This window comes from Acinetobacter sp. 8I-beige (assembly GCF_902505955.1).
In the GTDB taxonomy this organism is placed as follows: domain Bacteria; phylum Pseudomonadota; class Gammaproteobacteria; order Pseudomonadales; family Moraxellaceae; genus Acinetobacter; species Acinetobacter johnsonii.
This window is the reverse complement of sequence record NZ_LR732790.1, coordinates 150,091-165,944: the sequence shown is the minus strand read 5'-3', so window position 1 is coordinate 165,944 and position 15,854 is coordinate 150,091. Positions and strand designations below refer to the sequence as shown.

The following is a 15,854-nucleotide window of genomic DNA, read 5'->3' as shown; positions in this document are numbered from 1 at the left end:
ATTCTCACTGAATCTATAAATACAACTAGGCTAGAGTCCGTTAAGACCCGAAAAAAATATGTCTAGGTTTATACAAACAGTGGCGGTGCTCGCCCTTGAGGTAGTAAAAAGAGTTGTTGCAGTGCAAACCAAACATGCGCAAAGGCTTTTTGGAATGCAATTAAACGGATTTGAATACGGTCAAGTACCGCTTTTAACTCTAAATCAGGCGGCAACACAAGATTGCCATATACCGTACAGTATTGGCATTGATGACTTGCATCATGATGATTGTGTTCGGCAGATTGTGAACTGAGTTCATGCTGAGCCTGCATTTCATGATGATGTGTGGAATGCTTTTCAGCATGAGAACGGAGATGTTCAACTGGTTTGAGTAAAAGCGCACGCGAAATGGTTTCACAGACCGGCGCAATTTGATATTGCGTCGGGAGCAAAGGCTGTAAAAAAACAGCAATCTGTAAAAACACGGCTACACAAGACAGTAGCAACGCAGCTCTAAAAAACAATCCATTCCATCCGAATTGAGAACGCGGCCAGTATAACAAAGCCCAATCGAAATTGGGCTCACTTTAAAGATGATTTTTAAGCAAAAAAACTTAACCGCGTTTCACAGCTACTTTGTCTTTTTGGCGCTGACGAGTCAATTTTTCTACTTTTTCACGTGCACGTTGACGCTTCAGTGGTGACAAATAGTCGACGAACAATTTGCCATTTAAGTGATCCATTTCATGTTGAATGCAAACAGCGAGAAGTTCGTCAGCTTCGATCTCAAATGCTTGACCTTCAAGGTTAATTGCTTCGATCTTTACGCGTGACGGGCGCTCAACTTTGTCGTATATTTGGGGAACTGATAGGCAGCCTTCTTCATAGGGCTGCGTTTCTTCAGTCAATGGGGTAACTTTGGGGTTAATGAATACCAAAGGTTGATCTTTATGTTCAGATAAGTCCATGACAATCAACTGAATATGACGATCAACTTGTGTCGCGGCAAGTCCAATGCCTGGCGCTTCATACATGGTTTCAAACATATCTGCAGCCAGCTGACGAATTTCATCAGTAACTTCTTCGACGGGTTCTGCAATGGTACGAAGACGGGGATCAGGAAAACTTAAAATAGGTAATAAGGCCATACTGCGTCCTCAATTATGCCATTGATCAAAAAACCAAATGAAGGGAATGCTTGATCAAAAAAATGTGTGTAATATCGTTATTATAACGCAACTACATACATAATTTTAGGAATTATGATAATGAAAAAGGTTTTTATGGGCATGCCATCTTTTAGTGCCTTGGGGTTTAAGCAACACATGTTAGCACTTGCGGTTTGCGTAAGTGTTGGCGCAGGCGTCATTTCAACAGCTCAGGCTGCGCCTACACGAAATTACAATCCACCTGCTTTAAAAGCCAATGCACCAAATGTTTATGTGGTGAAAAAAGGCGATACCCTGTGGGATATTTCTAAACGTTTCCTAAACAATCCTGTGCGTTGGCCTGAAATTTGGGCCAGCAATAGACACGTCAAAAATCCGCATTGGATTTTTCCGGGTGACCGCTTACTGATGTGTACTCATGAAGGCCGTCCAATTATTGGTAAAGACCAAGGCGATGGCTGTGAAGGGATCATTCGTCGTTATACAGGCGGCACTAAACTTCAACCTCAAGCACGTGTTGAGTCCTTAAACAATGCCATTCCTGTCATTCCACTGGAATACATTAAAAACTGGCTTGAACACAGCACGATTCTTTCCGAAGAATCTTTGGAAGGTACACCGTATATCGTCGGTGCTGCCGATGAGCGTGTGATTGCAGGTAAAGGTCAAACCGTTTATGCACGTGGCCAAGGCATCGAAGTCGGTCAACGCTACGCAATTTACCGTGAAGGCGAACCGTACATTGTGACGGATGCAGAGGGCAAAAAACAAAATCTAGGTCTAGAATTGACTCAGGTTGGTTCAGCCATTGCCATTCGTGGTGAAAATGACATGTCCACTTTAGAAATCACAGATTCGTATAATTCTGAAGTACGTCGTGGTTATCGCGTACTGCCTGAATACGACGCCATGCTTCCAACCTTGTTCTACCCAACACATGCACAAGATGTGACTGATGGTGGACAAGTGATTCGTGTTCAAGGTTCGATTGGTCTAGCTGCGAAGCATTCAGTTGTAACCATTGACCGTGGTACAGTGGATGGCGTTCAATCGGGTTATGTGTTCTCAGTGAGTCAAAAGGGTCAAGAAATTCGTGATCCGAAAACCAATGAAAAACTGACCCTTCCAACGGAGCGTATCGGCAACATCATGGTCTTTAAAACCTTTGACCGTGTCAGCTATGCTTATGTGCTCGACAGCGAACTGCCAATGAACTTGGGCGCGAAACTTTCTCCATCTGTTGTGGATGAATAATCCGTTGCCTTAAGGTGTATACATGCTGAACTCTTTATCACATGAACAGATTGCAACAATCACCCTGTGGTATTTAGTTCAGCATTCTTTATCGAGCTTTCAAAAACTACAGCAGCATTTTGGCACAAGCACAAAAGCTGTTGCTGCCTCCAATCTTCAGATCTGGCCAAATCTCGGCTTACACAAAAGTCATCTACAACGTGTCGTAGAAATTCAAACACCTGCTGGACAAACCAAATTACAAACTTTACTGCATGACGTCCAAGCCAGTTGTGATTTTATTTTGCTTGATAGTGAAAGTCATTATCCCTCGCAGCTGCTGCCCTATTCTGATCGACCACCCATTTTATTTGGTCAGGGCAATCCACAAAGTTTACTCCAACCTCAAATTGCTATCGTCGGTAGTCGAAAACCCAGTCCGCACGGCAAACAAGTGGCTTATGACTTTGCTTATTACCTCGCCGAAAAAGGCTTTTATATTTGCAGTGGTTTAGCTGAAGGCATTGATGCAGCCGCACATCAGGGCGGTTTAAAATATCAACGTACCATTGCAGTGATGGGCACGGGCTTAGATCTCACTTACCCCTCCCAACATCAAACACTGCGCACACAAATATTAGAAAATAATGGCTGCATAATTACTGAATTTTTACCGCATACACCACCCTTACAGCACAATTTCCCACGGCGCAACCGCATCGTCAGTGCACTGAGTTTAGGGGTTGTGGTTGCAGAAGCCGCACTCAAAAGTGGCTCTCTAGGAACTGCCCAAAGAGCCGCAGAGCAAGGGAAAACTATTTTTGCGATCCCCGGTCATATTTACAGTGAACACCATCAAGGCTGTCATCAACTGATCCGAGAAGGGGCGATTTTGGTTGATCATCCTGAGCAAATCATTGAAGACTTGGCACTCCCCACTCAATGGCATAGCCAATCCCAGTCGCAAGAAACCACCCCAAGCGCTAGTATTGAGATCCCATCTGATTTACTCGAACTTTATAATCAACTGGATTGGGTGGGACAAAATATGGATCAACTTAATTTCAAACTGAACACCGATATTGCCACACTCACCAGCCAGTTAATGGAACTGGAGATTTTGGGGCTCGCACAACAACAGGCTGGCAATTATCTGCGTTGCCGTTCCAGCCAATAAGGTTCACAATAACCCTTTATGAATCAATAAAAGGTACAAAGTGTAATGATTACCACCTCTGTGACTGAAGCGGCGCAATGTTTAAAACAAGGTCAAGTTTTAGCATATCCAACAGAAGCAGTATGGGGTTTAGGCTGTGATCCGTATAACGAACAAGCCTTTCTAGATATTTTGCAGATTAAGCAACGCCCGATTGAAAAAGGGGTAATTTTACTGGCTGGGCAAATTGCTCAAGTTGAACCACTTTTAGAACATTTAGATCCCCACATCCGTCAACAAGTGATCGACAGCTGGAGTGATCGTAGTCCATCAGAACGCGCAACCACGTGGTTGCTACCTACAAATGAACATATTCCGACATGGATTAAAGGCAATCATCCTAAAGTTGCTGTACGGGTAACCACACATCCGATTTGTGTGGCACTTTGCAATGCCTTTCAAGGCTTCATAGTCTCAACCAGTGCCAACCCTGCTAGATTGCCACCTGCTCGTTCACTACAAGATGCCAATCACTACTTTGCACAACAAGTGAATTATCTGAATGGTGACCTAGGCTTGAGCCAAGAACCGAGTCGCATACTCGATGCCGAAACTGGAGCAGTGATTCGTGCCTAAAAGCGTGCTATTTCTCAGGATTTTTAATGAAAAATAGATAAAAAAAAGCTCAGCCATATAGGGATGGCTGAGCATAAAAAAGGATGTGTAATCACATCCAGAGGGTCTGAAAACTGATGAGCAAACACTTAATGCCCGTTTTGACATTGGCCTAAGTTTGCAGTGCGCGTATTATGTAGCAAATTGCATTTCTAAACAAATAGATTTTTTATATTAAAAACAGCGTTAAAACGCTGATTAATGGAGATAATTAAAATATAATTCAAATTATCTACCTATTTTTAATCAGCTTTTGCATACATTAAATACATTAATCATCTAAAATAGCATTAATAAATTAACTTATTAATGAATTATTCTATTAAAAAAATAATTTAAATGGTCGTTTTCCAACCAATATCAATCCATCGAGTTTGCTAAAGGTGTCGTTTTTAATGCTGTTTTACGCTGTGCGAGTAAAATACCACAGATAATGACCACACCACCGACCGTATGATAAACCGTCCACGCCTCTTTCAACCAAACATAAGCAATCACTGCGGTAAAGACCGGCATCAAGTTCATAAAAATACTGGTTCGATTCGGCCCTAAATGGGTAATGGCCAACATCCATAGTAAAGGGGCAACTAAGGAAGGGAAAATGCTGGCATACATAACACTTGCCGCATTTTGACTATTGATTGAATCGAGACCGAAATAGGCAATGAAAGGCAAATGGTAAAGCAGTGCAAAAAAGATCTGCACATAGAGGCTCAGCATCAAGGGAATTTGCAATTGCCACTTTTTCAAAAACACCCCATAAAAGGCATAGAAAAATACCGCAACCACCATCAGGACATCACCCAAATGCCCACCCGATTGAACTAAGCCCGCAAGATTGCCCTGCCCAATGATATAAACCAAACCTGCAAAAGATAAAATACTCCCGATCATCGCAAAACGATTTGGAATATCTTTTAAGATCAGCAGTGAAACAAAAATGGTAAAGATCGGAATAAAGGCATTAATCAGTCCCATATTGGTCGCGGTCGTATAGTGCGCTGCGGTGTAGGCTAAGCCCTGATACAACACCAGACCAAATGCACTTAGCACTGCCAACTGACCTAAATGCGCTCGGATTAATGCCCACTGCCGACATAAAGGTCGCACGACAAAAGGCGTTAAAAGAATGAAGGCAAAGAACCACCGATAAAAACTAATACTGACTGGCGAAATGAAATCAGCTACATAACGCGTAACGACAATATTGATCGACCAAATGAGTACGGCAATGATAGGGAGACTCAAAGCCCAATACATACGTTGTGGTGTGGTACTCATTCTTTTTCCCGTTTAGCTTTTGTTTGCAAAATTTAAATGAATGGTAAAACATTTTTATGATTTATTCGAATATCATTTGGGTATCACACATAATTGATACATTTATCTTAAAATATAAAATTCATAAAAAACATAATATTAAGACAATACAAAACTATACATTTCAATAAATTGATGCATTTCAGCAACTTCACTCTACAAAAACACCATAGAACAATGTCAACGATCTCTGCATCGTATTGATGCTGTTCTAGCGAACGTATTTTTTAATTGATTGGTCATTGCTCTTAGACTCTGGCCTACAAAAACATATTTCCCGATAGAAGGATGTCGTTATGAAAAAGTTACTTTTAACCACAGTTTGTATGGCCACACTTACTTTGGCTGCGTGCGAAAAAAAAGGAACTGAGCCAGCCGTTGAACAAACGACGTCTGCATCTGAAGCGACCTCAACCGAAGCAACCACTATCGTTGCTAATCATAGCAATAACAATATTGCCGATATTCAAGCCGATTTGTTAGCCGTACAAACGCTATCGAATGCCAAAGCTCAAGAAGCCGCCGCGTTTCAAAAAGAAGTGAGTGCAACCTTAGAGAAAAAGGATCCCGCTCAAATTAAAAGTATAGTTGAAAAAACAGAAACCTATGTGAAGCAATTTAATGATGAATTAGATGCCTTAACCTTAAAAAGTGCTGAAGTAGATGCTTTACGTGAAAAAATGCAGGACGCCAATGATCTGGGTGTAGAGCTCACCAAAGAAAGTACAAAAACAACACCAGATAGCGCGAAAATCACTAAACTTCAAAACAAAGCGACTGAATTGCAGAAATCGATCATTGCTGACGTAACGGCTTTGGAAGCGAAAGTCAAAGCAGCTCCAGCGTCTTAATGACCTCCCTACCCTTTAAAGCAAGCCTCGGCTTGCTTTTTTGTTGCGATCAATCCACAAATGGGCGTGACTTTGTCGAACGCTTCCAACACAATAAAATGCACATCGTATAAGGACACGCAAATGAGCACTTCGATTTATAACATTCCTGTCAAATCCATTCAGGGCGAAGACATCAACTTAAACCAATACCAAGGTAAAGTTCTCTTGGTGGTGAATGTGGCATCTAAATGTGGCCTCACACCGCAGTACGAAGGTTTAGAAAAACTCTATCAAGACAAAAAATCACAGGGTTTAGAGATTCTAGGTTTTCCTGCCAACAATTTCTTGGCACAAGAACCGGGTTCAGATGCTGAAATTCAAGAATTCTGCTCTTTAAACTATCAAGTAGATTTCCCGCTTTTTTCAAAAATCTCGGTTGCAGGGGATGATAAGCATCCGTTATATGAAACGCTCACCCAAGCGGTACCTGAACGTATCGGTGAAGGCCCTTGGTGGAAAGACTTGGTGGACTATGGTTTAACACCGAACGAACCACCTGAAGTGCTGTGGAACTTCGAGAAATTCTTAATCAATAAAAATGGCGAAGTGGTTGCGCGTTTTGCACCGGACATTACGGCCAATGATCCGCGTATTGTCGATGCTATCAATGCTGAATTGGCCAAATAAGCCTGAAGCTGTTTATAAGCAGTCGAATTTAACGGCTGCTTATATTTTATTTTTTTAAATGAGTAATGACATTCGAATCGGTTCGATCTTCATGATTTCTTCTTTATTTTGATCATTTTACAACACTTCATTCACGATCAATCAAACACTTCACTCTATGATGCATCTATCCGCTCAAGACAACCCGAAGTGAAGCTCATGTATACATTTATAAAAGCAGCAGTTTTATCTATCTCAACCGCATTGATTGCCCTTCCTGCACTAGCAGCACCACAAGAACAACATCAGCAACATCAAACCGCGCAGTCACATGGACATGCGCAAAAGCATACTTCAAATGGACATCAACAGCCGACTCAAACCACTGTCAAAAAAGCCAACCATCCATCTCAAGATTGGAAAGCCGGTCAAAAACTCCCAAGCGCTTACCATAGCAATGTCTATAAAGTAGATCACCAAAAATACAAAAAACTCAGCAAACCCGGTAAAAACCAACAGTGGATTAAAGTGAATGGCGACTATGTACTGACAGACATTCGCAATCATTCCATTATTAAAATCATTGCTGGTTAAACTGCTGTAAATGAAGAGTGCTCAGGCACTCTTTTTATTTTAAAAAGTTTTGTTATGACTTTGAAACCCAGCATTTTATCTACACATTTTGCCCTTATATTAAAAAACACATAGCCCAATACTGATTTGATGATGAAAAAACTTTTACAAAACTTGGTTCTTCCTTTTGCACTGTTTAGTTCAGGCATCCTACTCATTGGCTGTGAGCAAGCAACAGAGCCGAATCAGCAAGACATCCAGACTGAGACCTCTGAGCAACACCAATCACCGAATACACAAAGCCCTGAAAAAGCTGAACTGAAAAGTGGCAACATGCTCTATATCGTGCGTGATGTGGCAGATATGCAATTAAAAGCAGGTGAATACGTCACTCAGCTGCAAGAAACCCAAAGTGACTTGCAGGCCGCAATTGAACAGCATGATCAACAACAGTTGCAACACGCAGCAACAGCTTTGCAACAACAGCTCACAGGTTTCAATAATGCCTTGAATGGACTGAATCTTAAAACCCAAGAAATCAATGATATCCGTGAAAAATTACTGTCTGCCAACCAACAAGTTTTAGCTTCACCTTTTTTAAATGGACAGGTGGATTTTAGCCAAGTCGACTTTAAAAAGATGCAACAGCAAATGGGCACGATCCAATCTGAAATGTTGAAACTGGCTTCAATGATGATTCCTCAGCAAGCTGAGAATGATAGTTCAAACACAAACCAATCTTAAAACATGTAAATATTGGTGCTTTCAGCAATAGAGTAAGAGAAAATGACTGCAACCATTTTCTCCTAATTTGATTGAGGCACGATTTCTCACATGCAGCTGATTATTTTTATGGGCATCCAAGCTTCGGGAAAATCGAGCTATTATCTGTTGAATTTGGCACATAGCCATTTGCGCATCAACCTCGATATGCTGAAAACACGGCATCGTGAAAAAATCATTTTTGAAGCAGGACTAGCCTCAAAAACCAAAATGGTGATTGACAATACCAATCCTACGTTAGCCGATCGGGCGCGTTATATTGCCAGTGCTCAGGCCGCAGGCTTTGAAATTGTTGGCTACCTCTTTGAGACTGAGCTTAAAGGCGCACTAGAACGCAACCAGTTACGTGAAGGCAAAGCCTGCATTCCTGAAGTCGGGATCAGAGCCACCGCTCAAAAATTTGAACCACCACACTATGCTGAAGGCTTTGATGCACTGTATAAAGTTCGGATTCTCGGGCAAGGTGAATTTTCAATTTTACCCATACAGATTTGAAGCTTTAATGAAAAAACATTAACTATTTCTCATTTTTAAGCTACCATGTACAAATAAGAAACACAGAAAAACATTTTTATAATGAAAAAAGTCATTCTTGTGATCGCCTGTTTAGCAATCATCGTCTTTGGCGGGATGCACTTTTTAATGCCTGAAAAAACCACGCCACACTTAACCCAGTTTTTTTCTAAAGAGCATAAAGAGGTTCAACGTATTCAGGACTGGCTCAAATACAAACAACAGCAGCAGTTACTTTTGGTCGATGTTACAAGCCCTGTCAGCCCCAAACAACAAAGCGCTTATACTGAATACATCAAACAAAGAATTGAACTCAACCAGCAAAATATTCAGCGCCTGCAACTCAGCCGCTATCAAAGCAAAGCGTTTAAAGAGCTACAACAGCTCGAAATTCATGCGCTAGAGCAATGGAATACCTTATTCCAAACGCATATTGTAGATGCCTTCGTTGAACAACAACATTTCACTGAAATTCCAGCCGAAGAATACCAACAATTTGATGCTGAAGCGCGCTATGCCTTACAAAAGCAAGAAATTTTGGTCTTCGAACACTTACAACAATTGCTGCAACAAAACAGCCCATATCTGTCTGACATCGATCATAGCCTGCTCAGCGATTGGCTTTATTACCAACTGATGCAACATGAAATTCATCCGGTTATCTCTGAATGGTTGGAAGTCGAAACAGATATGCCTCGCCGAAGCCGTCAAGATGCGATGCAAGACTTAAGGCTTTATAAGAGGTTTAACCCGAATACTGATGAATATAAGTACATCATGTCACTCGAAACACAGCTTTGGCATACCGAACACCCATCTTCAAATTTGCGTGTACACCCCTCCAATACCATGCCAAATTCGGATATCGAAATCGATTCAGAGATTGTGATTCCTGAAGATGAGCCTCAGGTTGAACAAATCAAAAAATTGATCGAGACGCAGCACAATAGCGTTAGCCGCATGATGTTCAGCCAATTGCGTCAAAGCTTTTTGAAATAAATTTAAAACAATGCTTTGAGCTCACACCTCATCAAAACGAAGACTGTTCCTGAGTTTTGCTCTGTGCTAACCAATCTTTAAAGGCCTTTTGCATAGCGTGACGCTCATATGGCTTGGCTAAACGTGCTTCCATCATTGAAAAATCACCTTTGTAAGCTGCTTCAATCATGGCTTTGGTCAGCTCCTGAATACTTGCGCGACCCCGATGTTCATATTGTAATATTTCTTCTGAAGTCAGCACCAAGTCCCAACACGACACTACTGAGCTCATGTCGACTGCAATACTCAGATAATAATGCTCAAAATCTTGGTAAAGTTCCCAAAAGTGGGATTCATGCGCAATCAGGTTCATCTTCATCTTCGCTTACAGAGAAGCTTTCAAAATATAACTTCTGTTGAATAAAAGATATGCAACTTTAGATGACCTTTGATAAAATCTAATGTTCTAAAAGTGGTTGTGTTAGCCACTTTTAGAAAACTAAAAATACAAAGTTAGATGAAGGTTTTGATGAAATTTTAAAGGACAGTATTGCAGAGAATCAAGAGTTTAGGATTTCTACTATTTCCTGAACTTTGTTAGACAAGTTTTAATGGCTTCAATCAAAGAATTATTGAAATTTATTTTCTTTGCATTAACCCAATCTGGATATTGCACATGTAGTTTCTTAATTGGATCCCATATGTGATAGCCTTGCGCTACAGAGCTCTCTTTATTTAATAAGGATTTTAAATCCTCCACACTATTAATATTACTTACATCTATAGTCTTTCCCCTTACCTCTACAAATTTTTGACCATACTCAATTTGATATATAGTTCGATTACCCATAGATAGCTGTAATGGATCATAAAAATAAAACTTAACATTGAGATTATGATTTTGTTCTACAGATATAGGAAATAGAGTTTTATTATTAGCAGGAATCCAAGCTTGTCGACCATTTCTAACTTTATACTTTCCTTCATTTGTATCTAAATACAATTTAGCTTTAGAAATATCCGAATCTTGTATAACTTTAAATTCATTATTCAGTTTGTAATAAAATGACATATCTAGTTTTTCTAAATGTGTATCATATGCTTTTAGTAAAATAGGATTTTTACTAGCATCCAATATCTGTATATAAAGTCCATTTCTTAGAGATAAATAAGCTCTGTAAATTACTACAGTTTTATCCTTATAGTTATTAAGTTGGAAACTGGATAAAGATGTATCATATGAGTAACCACTCTTTTGAGCTTTATAGTTATAAAATTCTAATTTCCCAGAAATATTCAAACTTGTCTTTCTTAGAAAATTTTCTAATGTTAACCATAGAGCTAAAAAAGCAACAATTATACTTAGCCCCGCAGCACTGGTTAACATATTAATAAATATTTCTTTATATTCTTTTTCTGAAGAATGTAATCCCCAAATAAAACAAACTAAATAAGCTAAAAAACTAATAAGTAAAAAAATTCTTAAAAATATAGCCACTTTATCTTCCTTTTATTTTTAATTGTTTATAGCATAAAAAAAGCCACCTTTCGGTGGCTTTTTTAATCTCAAACCGTCTCTTATTGAGCGCGGTTTTTGATTTTGCGGATGGTTTCCAACTGAGCAGCAGTTTCTGCAAGAGCAGCCAAAGCAGCAGCCGAGTCCAAGTCGCTCTTTTGATTTGCAAGCAATTGTTCAGCGTGTTTACGCGCTTCAAGAATTGCTGCTTCATCTAAGTTTTCTGCACGGACTGCAGTATCTGCAAGCACCGTAACAACATGCGGTTGAACTTCTAGAACACCACCAGATACATAGATTAACTCTTCTGTACCGTTTTCAAGCAGAACACGGATTGTACCCGGCTTGAGTAAAGTTACTAGTGGCGCGTGACCAGGCATAATACCTAACTCACCACCAGCACCTTTAGCAATTAGCATCGTTACAGTGCCAGAGTACAAAGACTCTTGAACACTTACAACATCACACTGCATAGTCGACATGAGAATCTCCTAAATTAGGTAACTAATTAAAGTTTCTCAGCTTTAGCAATTACTTCGTCAATACCACCAACCATATAGAACGCTTGTTCTGGAATGTGATCGTATTCACCAGCTAAAAGACCTTTAAAGCCACGAATCGTTTCTTTAAGCGGTACAAGTTTACCAGGAGCACCAGTAAACACTTCAGCTACGTGGAACGGTTGAGAGAAGAAACGTTGGATTTTACGCGCACGGTAAACAGTCAACTTATCTTCTTCTGCAAGTTCGTCCATACCAAGAATCGCGATGATGTCTTTCAATTCTTTATAACGTTGAAGAACGTTTTGAACTGAACGAGCAATCTCGTAATGCTCAGCACCCACTACGAGTGGATCTAACTGACGTGAAGTTGAGTCAAGTGGATCGATCGCTGGGTAAATACCAGAAGATGCGATGTCACGGCTCAATACTACAGTTGCATCTAAGTGAGCAAATGTAGTTGCAGGCGATGGATCTGTTAAGTCATCGGCAGGTACGTATACCGCTTGGATTGACGTAATCGAACCAGACTTAGTCGATGTAATACGTTCTTGAAGAACACCCATCTCTTCTGCAAGTGTCGGTTGGTAACCTACTGCAGATGGCATACGACCTAGAAGTGCTGATACTTCAGTACCTGCTAGTGTATAACGGTAGATGTTGTCTACGAACAATAATACGTCACGGCCTTTGCCGTTTTCGTCTTTCTCGTCACGGAAGTACTCAGCCATGGTCAAACCAGTCAACGCTACGCGTAAACGGTTACCCGGTGGCTCGTTCATCTGACCGTAGACCATTGCTACTTTGTCTAGAACGTTTGAGTCTTTCATCTCGTGATAGAAGTCGTTACCTTCACGAGTACGCTCACCAACACCAGCGAACACAGATAAACCTGAGTGCGCTTTAGCGATGTTGTTGATCAACTCCATCATGTTTACAGTTTTACCAACACCGGCACCACCGAACAGACCAACTTTACCACCTTTAGCGAACGGGCATAGTAAGTCGATGACTTTAATACCAGTTTCTAAAAGGTCAGTAGAAGCTGCTTGCTCAGCATAAGAAGGTGCTTGACGGTGAATCGGTAAACGCGCTTCTGTCGCAACTGGACCAGCTTCGTCGATTGGGCGACCAAGAACGTCCATGATACGACCCAAAGTCGCTGTACCCACTGGTACAGAGATTGGAGCGTTAGTATTCGTTACGTTCAAACCACGCTTAAGGCCTTCAGTAGAACCCATTGCAATAGTACGAACTACGCCATCACCAAGTTGTTGCTGAACTTCTAATGTAGTTTCAGTGCCATCAACGTGGAGAGCGTCATAGATCTTAGGAACGCTGTTACGTTCAAACTCGACGTCGATAACCGCGCCGATGATCTGAATGATACGACCGCTACTCATTGCTGTCTCCTCAATTCAAAATAATGTTAAACGGCAGCGGCACCACCAACGATCTCAGAAATTTCCTGAGTAATCGCGGCTTGACGCAGCTTGTTATAAATAAGTTGTAGGCTCTTGATCAAATCACCTGCGTTGTCCGTTGCAGCTTTCATTGCAACCATACGAGCTGACTGCTCACACGCGATGTTTTCGATCACGCCTTGATATACCACAGACTCGATATAACGAACCAATAAGCCATTTAAAAGCTCTTCAGCTTCAGGCTCATAGATATAATCCCAACCGTATTGACGGTTAAGGGTCTTGTTTTCTTCAGCAGTTGCTAAAGGAACAAGTTGTTCGATTTTTTGATTTTGAGTCATGGCATTGACAAAGCCGTTTGACACAAGATAAATACGATCTAACTCGCCTTTATCAAACGCGTCTAACATCACCTGTACAGAACCAGATAACTGTTCAAGGCTTGGTGTATCACCGACATTTGTCGTAGCACCCAGCACTTTACCGCCGTAGTTTTTAAAAAACGAAACCGCTTTTTGACCAATTAAAGCAAATTGAACTTCAATTGACTGCTCTTGTTGCTGTTGTACGTGTTTAACCACTTTTTTGAACAAGTTAATGTTCAAACCACCAGCAAGGCCACGATCTGAAGACACAATGATATAGCCAACGCGCTTCACAGGGCGTTCAACCATATAACGGTGTTTGTATTCAGGATTCGCTTGAACCAAGTGAGCAATTACACGGTGCATATTTTCGGCATACGGACGGCCTTGAGCCATGCGCTCTTGCGCACGACGCATCTTAGAAGCTGCTACCATCTGCATCGCGCGAGTAATTTTCTGCGTGCTTTTGATACTAGCTACTTTGGCGCGAATTTCTTTTAAATTTGCCATACGCTTAACCTAGTATTCGAAGGCCCTTTCGAGCCCTCGAAGGTTGATCCGTGAACCAAACCAAAACTAAATCCAACTGAAGTTGAAATTAGTAAGTTTGAGTCGCTTTAAAGCTTTCAATACCTGCTTTGATTGCAGCTTCGATGTCTTTGTTGTAATCACCAGTTTCATCGATGTTTTGCATTAACGCAGCATTTTCTGAACGGAAGTAAGAGATTAACGCAGCATCAAAGTCTACGATTTTCTTCACTTCAACGTCAGCCATGTAGCCTTCGTTAGATGCATAAATTGAAACAGCTTGGTCAGCAATTGAATATGGAGCATATTGTTTTTGCTTCATTAATTCAGTTACACGTTGACCATGTTCAAGTTGCTTACGAGTCGCTTCATCAAGGTCAGAAGCGAACTGAGCAAACGCTGCCAATTCACGGTATTGCGCCAAAGCAGTACGGATACCACCAGACAATTTTTTGATGATCTTAGTCTGCGCTGAACCACCAACACGAGATACAGAGATACCCGCGTTCACAGCAGGACGAATACCTGCGTTGAATAATGATGTTTCAAGGAAGATCTGACCGTCAGTGATCGAAATTACGTTCGTTGGTACGAATGCAGATACGTCACCCGCTTGAGTTTCAATGATTGGTAATGCAGTTAATGAACCAGTTTGGCCTTTAACTTCACCATTCGTGAATTTCTCAACATAGTCAGCAGAAACGCGCGAAGCACGTTCAAGAAGACGAGAGTGAAGATAGAATACGTCACCTGGATACGCTTCACGACCTGGTGGACGACGTAATAACAATGAAATTTGACGGTAAGCAACAGCTTGCTTAGACAAATCATCATAAATGATTAGTGCATCTTCACCGCGGTCACGGAAGTATTCACCCATTGTACAGCCAGAGTATGGAGCCAAGTACAACATTGCTGCTGGATCGGCTGCAGCTGCTGCTACAACAGTGGTATACGCCATAGCGCCAGTTTCTTCTAGCTTGCGCACAACGTTAGCAATAGTCGATTGTTTTTGACCAATAGCTACGTATACACATTTAATGCCAGAGTTTTTCTGAGCGATGATCGCATCGATCGCCATCGCTGTTTTACCAGTTTGACGGTCACCAATGATCAACTCACGCTGACCACGACCTACAGGGATCATTGTATCTACTGATTTATAACCAGTTTGTACAGGTTGATCCACTGATTGACGCCAAATTACGCCTGGTGCTACTTTTTCAACAGCATCAGTTAATTTTGCATCAATTGGGCCTTTACCATCAATTGGGTTACCCAAAGCATCTACTACACGGCCTAAAAGTTCTGGACCAACCGGAACTTCTAATACACGACCTGTGCAACGCGCTTTTTGACCTTCTTGAAGGCTTAAGTAGTTACCTAAAACAACGACGCCCACTGAATCCTGTTCTAGGTTCAGTGCCATACCGTATAAGCCGCCGTCGAATTCGATCATTTCACCGTACATTGCATCAGCAAGGCCGTGAATACGCACAATACCGTCGGAAACCATAACAATGGTCCCTTCGTTTTTAGCGGTCGCGCTGGTGTCCAGATCGCCGATACGCTGTTTAATGAGCGCACTGATCTCGGATGGATTCAGTTGTTGCATTGCGCTATACCTCAATCTTTTTAAA

General features: G+C 41.2%; 18 protein-coding genes. 9 read left to right on the top strand and 9 right to left on the bottom strand.

Annotated features, from left to right (window positions below; all coding sequences use genetic code 11):
- Positions 1-68: 68 nt before the first annotated feature.
- Both GVX98_RS00835 and def read right to left on the bottom strand, forming a co-directional pair.
- Positions 69-506 (bottom strand): DUF2946 family protein, encoded by a 438-nt coding sequence (locus GVX98_RS00835; protein ID WP_159127007.1) that lies wholly within the window; start codon positions 504-506, stop codon positions 69-71.
- 90 nt (positions 507-596) lie between these two features.
- Entirely contained in the window at positions 597-1,130 is a 534-nt protein-coding gene (gene def / locus GVX98_RS00830) for a peptide deformylase (protein WP_004684452.1), read from the bottom strand.
- A gap of 120 nt (positions 1,131-1,250) precedes the next feature.
- Between def and GVX98_RS00825 the strand changes: the two genes are divergently transcribed.
- The 3 genes from GVX98_RS00825 to GVX98_RS00815 are packed head-to-tail and all read left to right on the top strand — an operon-like array spanning position 1,251 to position 4,176.
- Positions 1,251-2,405: a LysM peptidoglycan-binding domain-containing protein gene (locus GVX98_RS00825; RefSeq protein ID WP_159127006.1), complete on the top strand. Its 1,155-nt coding sequence runs from the start codon at positions 1,251-1,253 to the stop codon at positions 2,403-2,405.
- 22 nt (positions 2,406-2,427) lie between these two features.
- The gene (gene dprA / locus GVX98_RS00820) at positions 2,428-3,561 is read left to right on the top strand and encodes a DNA-processing protein DprA (RefSeq protein WP_159127005.1); all 1,134 of its coding nucleotides are present in this window, start codon (positions 2,428-2,430) and stop codon (positions 3,559-3,561) included.
- 45 nt (positions 3,562-3,606) lie between these two features.
- The gene (locus tag GVX98_RS00815) at positions 3,607-4,176 is read left to right on the top strand and encodes an L-threonylcarbamoyladenylate synthase (protein ID WP_004984059.1); all 570 of its coding nucleotides are present in this window, start codon (positions 3,607-3,609) and stop codon (positions 4,174-4,176) included.
- Positions 4,177-4,575: 399 nt separating this feature from the next.
- Here GVX98_RS00815 and GVX98_RS00810 read toward each other — a convergent pair whose 3' ends face one another.
- Positions 4,576-5,496, bottom strand: coding sequence for a DMT family transporter (locus GVX98_RS00810; protein ID WP_004984057.1), 921 nt, complete (start codon positions 5,494-5,496; stop codon positions 4,576-4,578).
- Positions 5,497-5,831: 335 nt separating this feature from the next.
- On the opposite strand from GVX98_RS00810, the gene GVX98_RS00805 reads away from it, so the two are divergent.
- The 6 genes from GVX98_RS00805 (at position 5,832) to GVX98_RS00780 (ending at position 9,902) form a co-directional block, all read left to right on the top strand.
- A complete protein-coding gene (locus tag GVX98_RS00805; protein WP_004984049.1) occupies positions 5,832-6,386 on the top strand; it encodes a hypothetical protein in 555 nt (184 codons plus the stop codon).
- 123 nt (positions 6,387-6,509) lie between these two features.
- Positions 6,510-7,055 carry a glutathione peroxidase gene (locus GVX98_RS00800; RefSeq protein ID WP_004984048.1) on the top strand — a complete coding sequence of 182 codons (546 nt, stop codon included), beginning with the start codon at positions 6,510-6,512 and terminating at the stop codon, positions 7,053-7,055.
- Between the two features lie 198 nt (positions 7,056-7,253).
- Complete coding sequence (locus tag GVX98_RS00795; RefSeq protein WP_159127004.1) at positions 7,254-7,628, top strand: RcnB family protein; 375 nt, start codon at positions 7,254-7,256, stop codon at positions 7,626-7,628.
- Positions 7,629-7,760: 132 nt separating this feature from the next.
- Complete coding sequence (locus GVX98_RS00790) at positions 7,761-8,351, top strand: hypothetical protein (RefSeq protein ID WP_035327189.1); 591 nt, start codon at positions 7,761-7,763, stop codon at positions 8,349-8,351.
- Positions 8,352-8,441: 90 nt separating this feature from the next.
- A complete protein-coding gene (locus GVX98_RS00785) occupies positions 8,442-8,885 on the top strand; it encodes an AAA family ATPase (RefSeq protein WP_159127003.1) in 444 nt (147 codons plus the stop codon).
- An 81-nt stretch (positions 8,886-8,966) separates the two neighbouring features.
- Positions 8,967-9,902, top strand: a complete 936-nt coding sequence (locus tag GVX98_RS00780; RefSeq protein ID WP_159127002.1) for a hypothetical protein — start codon at positions 8,967-8,969, stop codon at positions 9,900-9,902.
- 31 nt (positions 9,903-9,933) lie between these two features.
- Here GVX98_RS00780 and GVX98_RS00775 read toward each other — a convergent pair whose 3' ends face one another.
- The 6 genes from GVX98_RS00775 to atpA all read right to left on the bottom strand — a co-directional run bounded on the left by GVX98_RS00775 (position 9,934) and on the right by atpA (position 15,829).
- On the bottom strand, positions 9,934-10,254 hold the full coding sequence (locus GVX98_RS00775; RefSeq protein WP_151837067.1) for a hypothetical protein: 321 nt from the start codon (positions 10,252-10,254) through the stop codon (positions 9,934-9,936).
- Between the two features lie 207 nt (positions 10,255-10,461).
- On the bottom strand, positions 10,462-11,379 hold the full coding sequence (locus GVX98_RS00770; protein ID WP_159127001.1) for a hypothetical protein: 918 nt from the start codon (positions 11,377-11,379) through the stop codon (positions 10,462-10,464).
- Between the two features lie 80 nt (positions 11,380-11,459).
- On the bottom strand, positions 11,460-11,879 hold the full coding sequence (locus GVX98_RS00765) for a F0F1 ATP synthase subunit epsilon (RefSeq protein ID WP_058868679.1): 420 nt from the start codon (positions 11,877-11,879) through the stop codon (positions 11,460-11,462).
- Positions 11,880-11,905: 26 nt separating this feature from the next.
- Positions 11,906-13,300, bottom strand: a complete 1,395-nt coding sequence (gene atpD, locus GVX98_RS00760) for a F0F1 ATP synthase subunit beta (protein WP_004684425.1) — start codon at positions 13,298-13,300, stop codon at positions 11,906-11,908.
- A gap of 26 nt (positions 13,301-13,326) precedes the next feature.
- Positions 13,327-14,196: a F0F1 ATP synthase subunit gamma gene (gene atpG, locus GVX98_RS00755; RefSeq protein WP_004984038.1), complete on the bottom strand. Its 870-nt coding sequence runs from the start codon at positions 14,194-14,196 to the stop codon at positions 13,327-13,329.
- Between the two features lie 88 nt (positions 14,197-14,284).
- A complete protein-coding gene (atpA, locus tag GVX98_RS00750; protein WP_004684423.1) occupies positions 14,285-15,829 on the bottom strand; it encodes a F0F1 ATP synthase subunit alpha in 1,545 nt (514 codons plus the stop codon).
- Positions 15,830-15,854 lie beyond the last annotated feature (25 nt).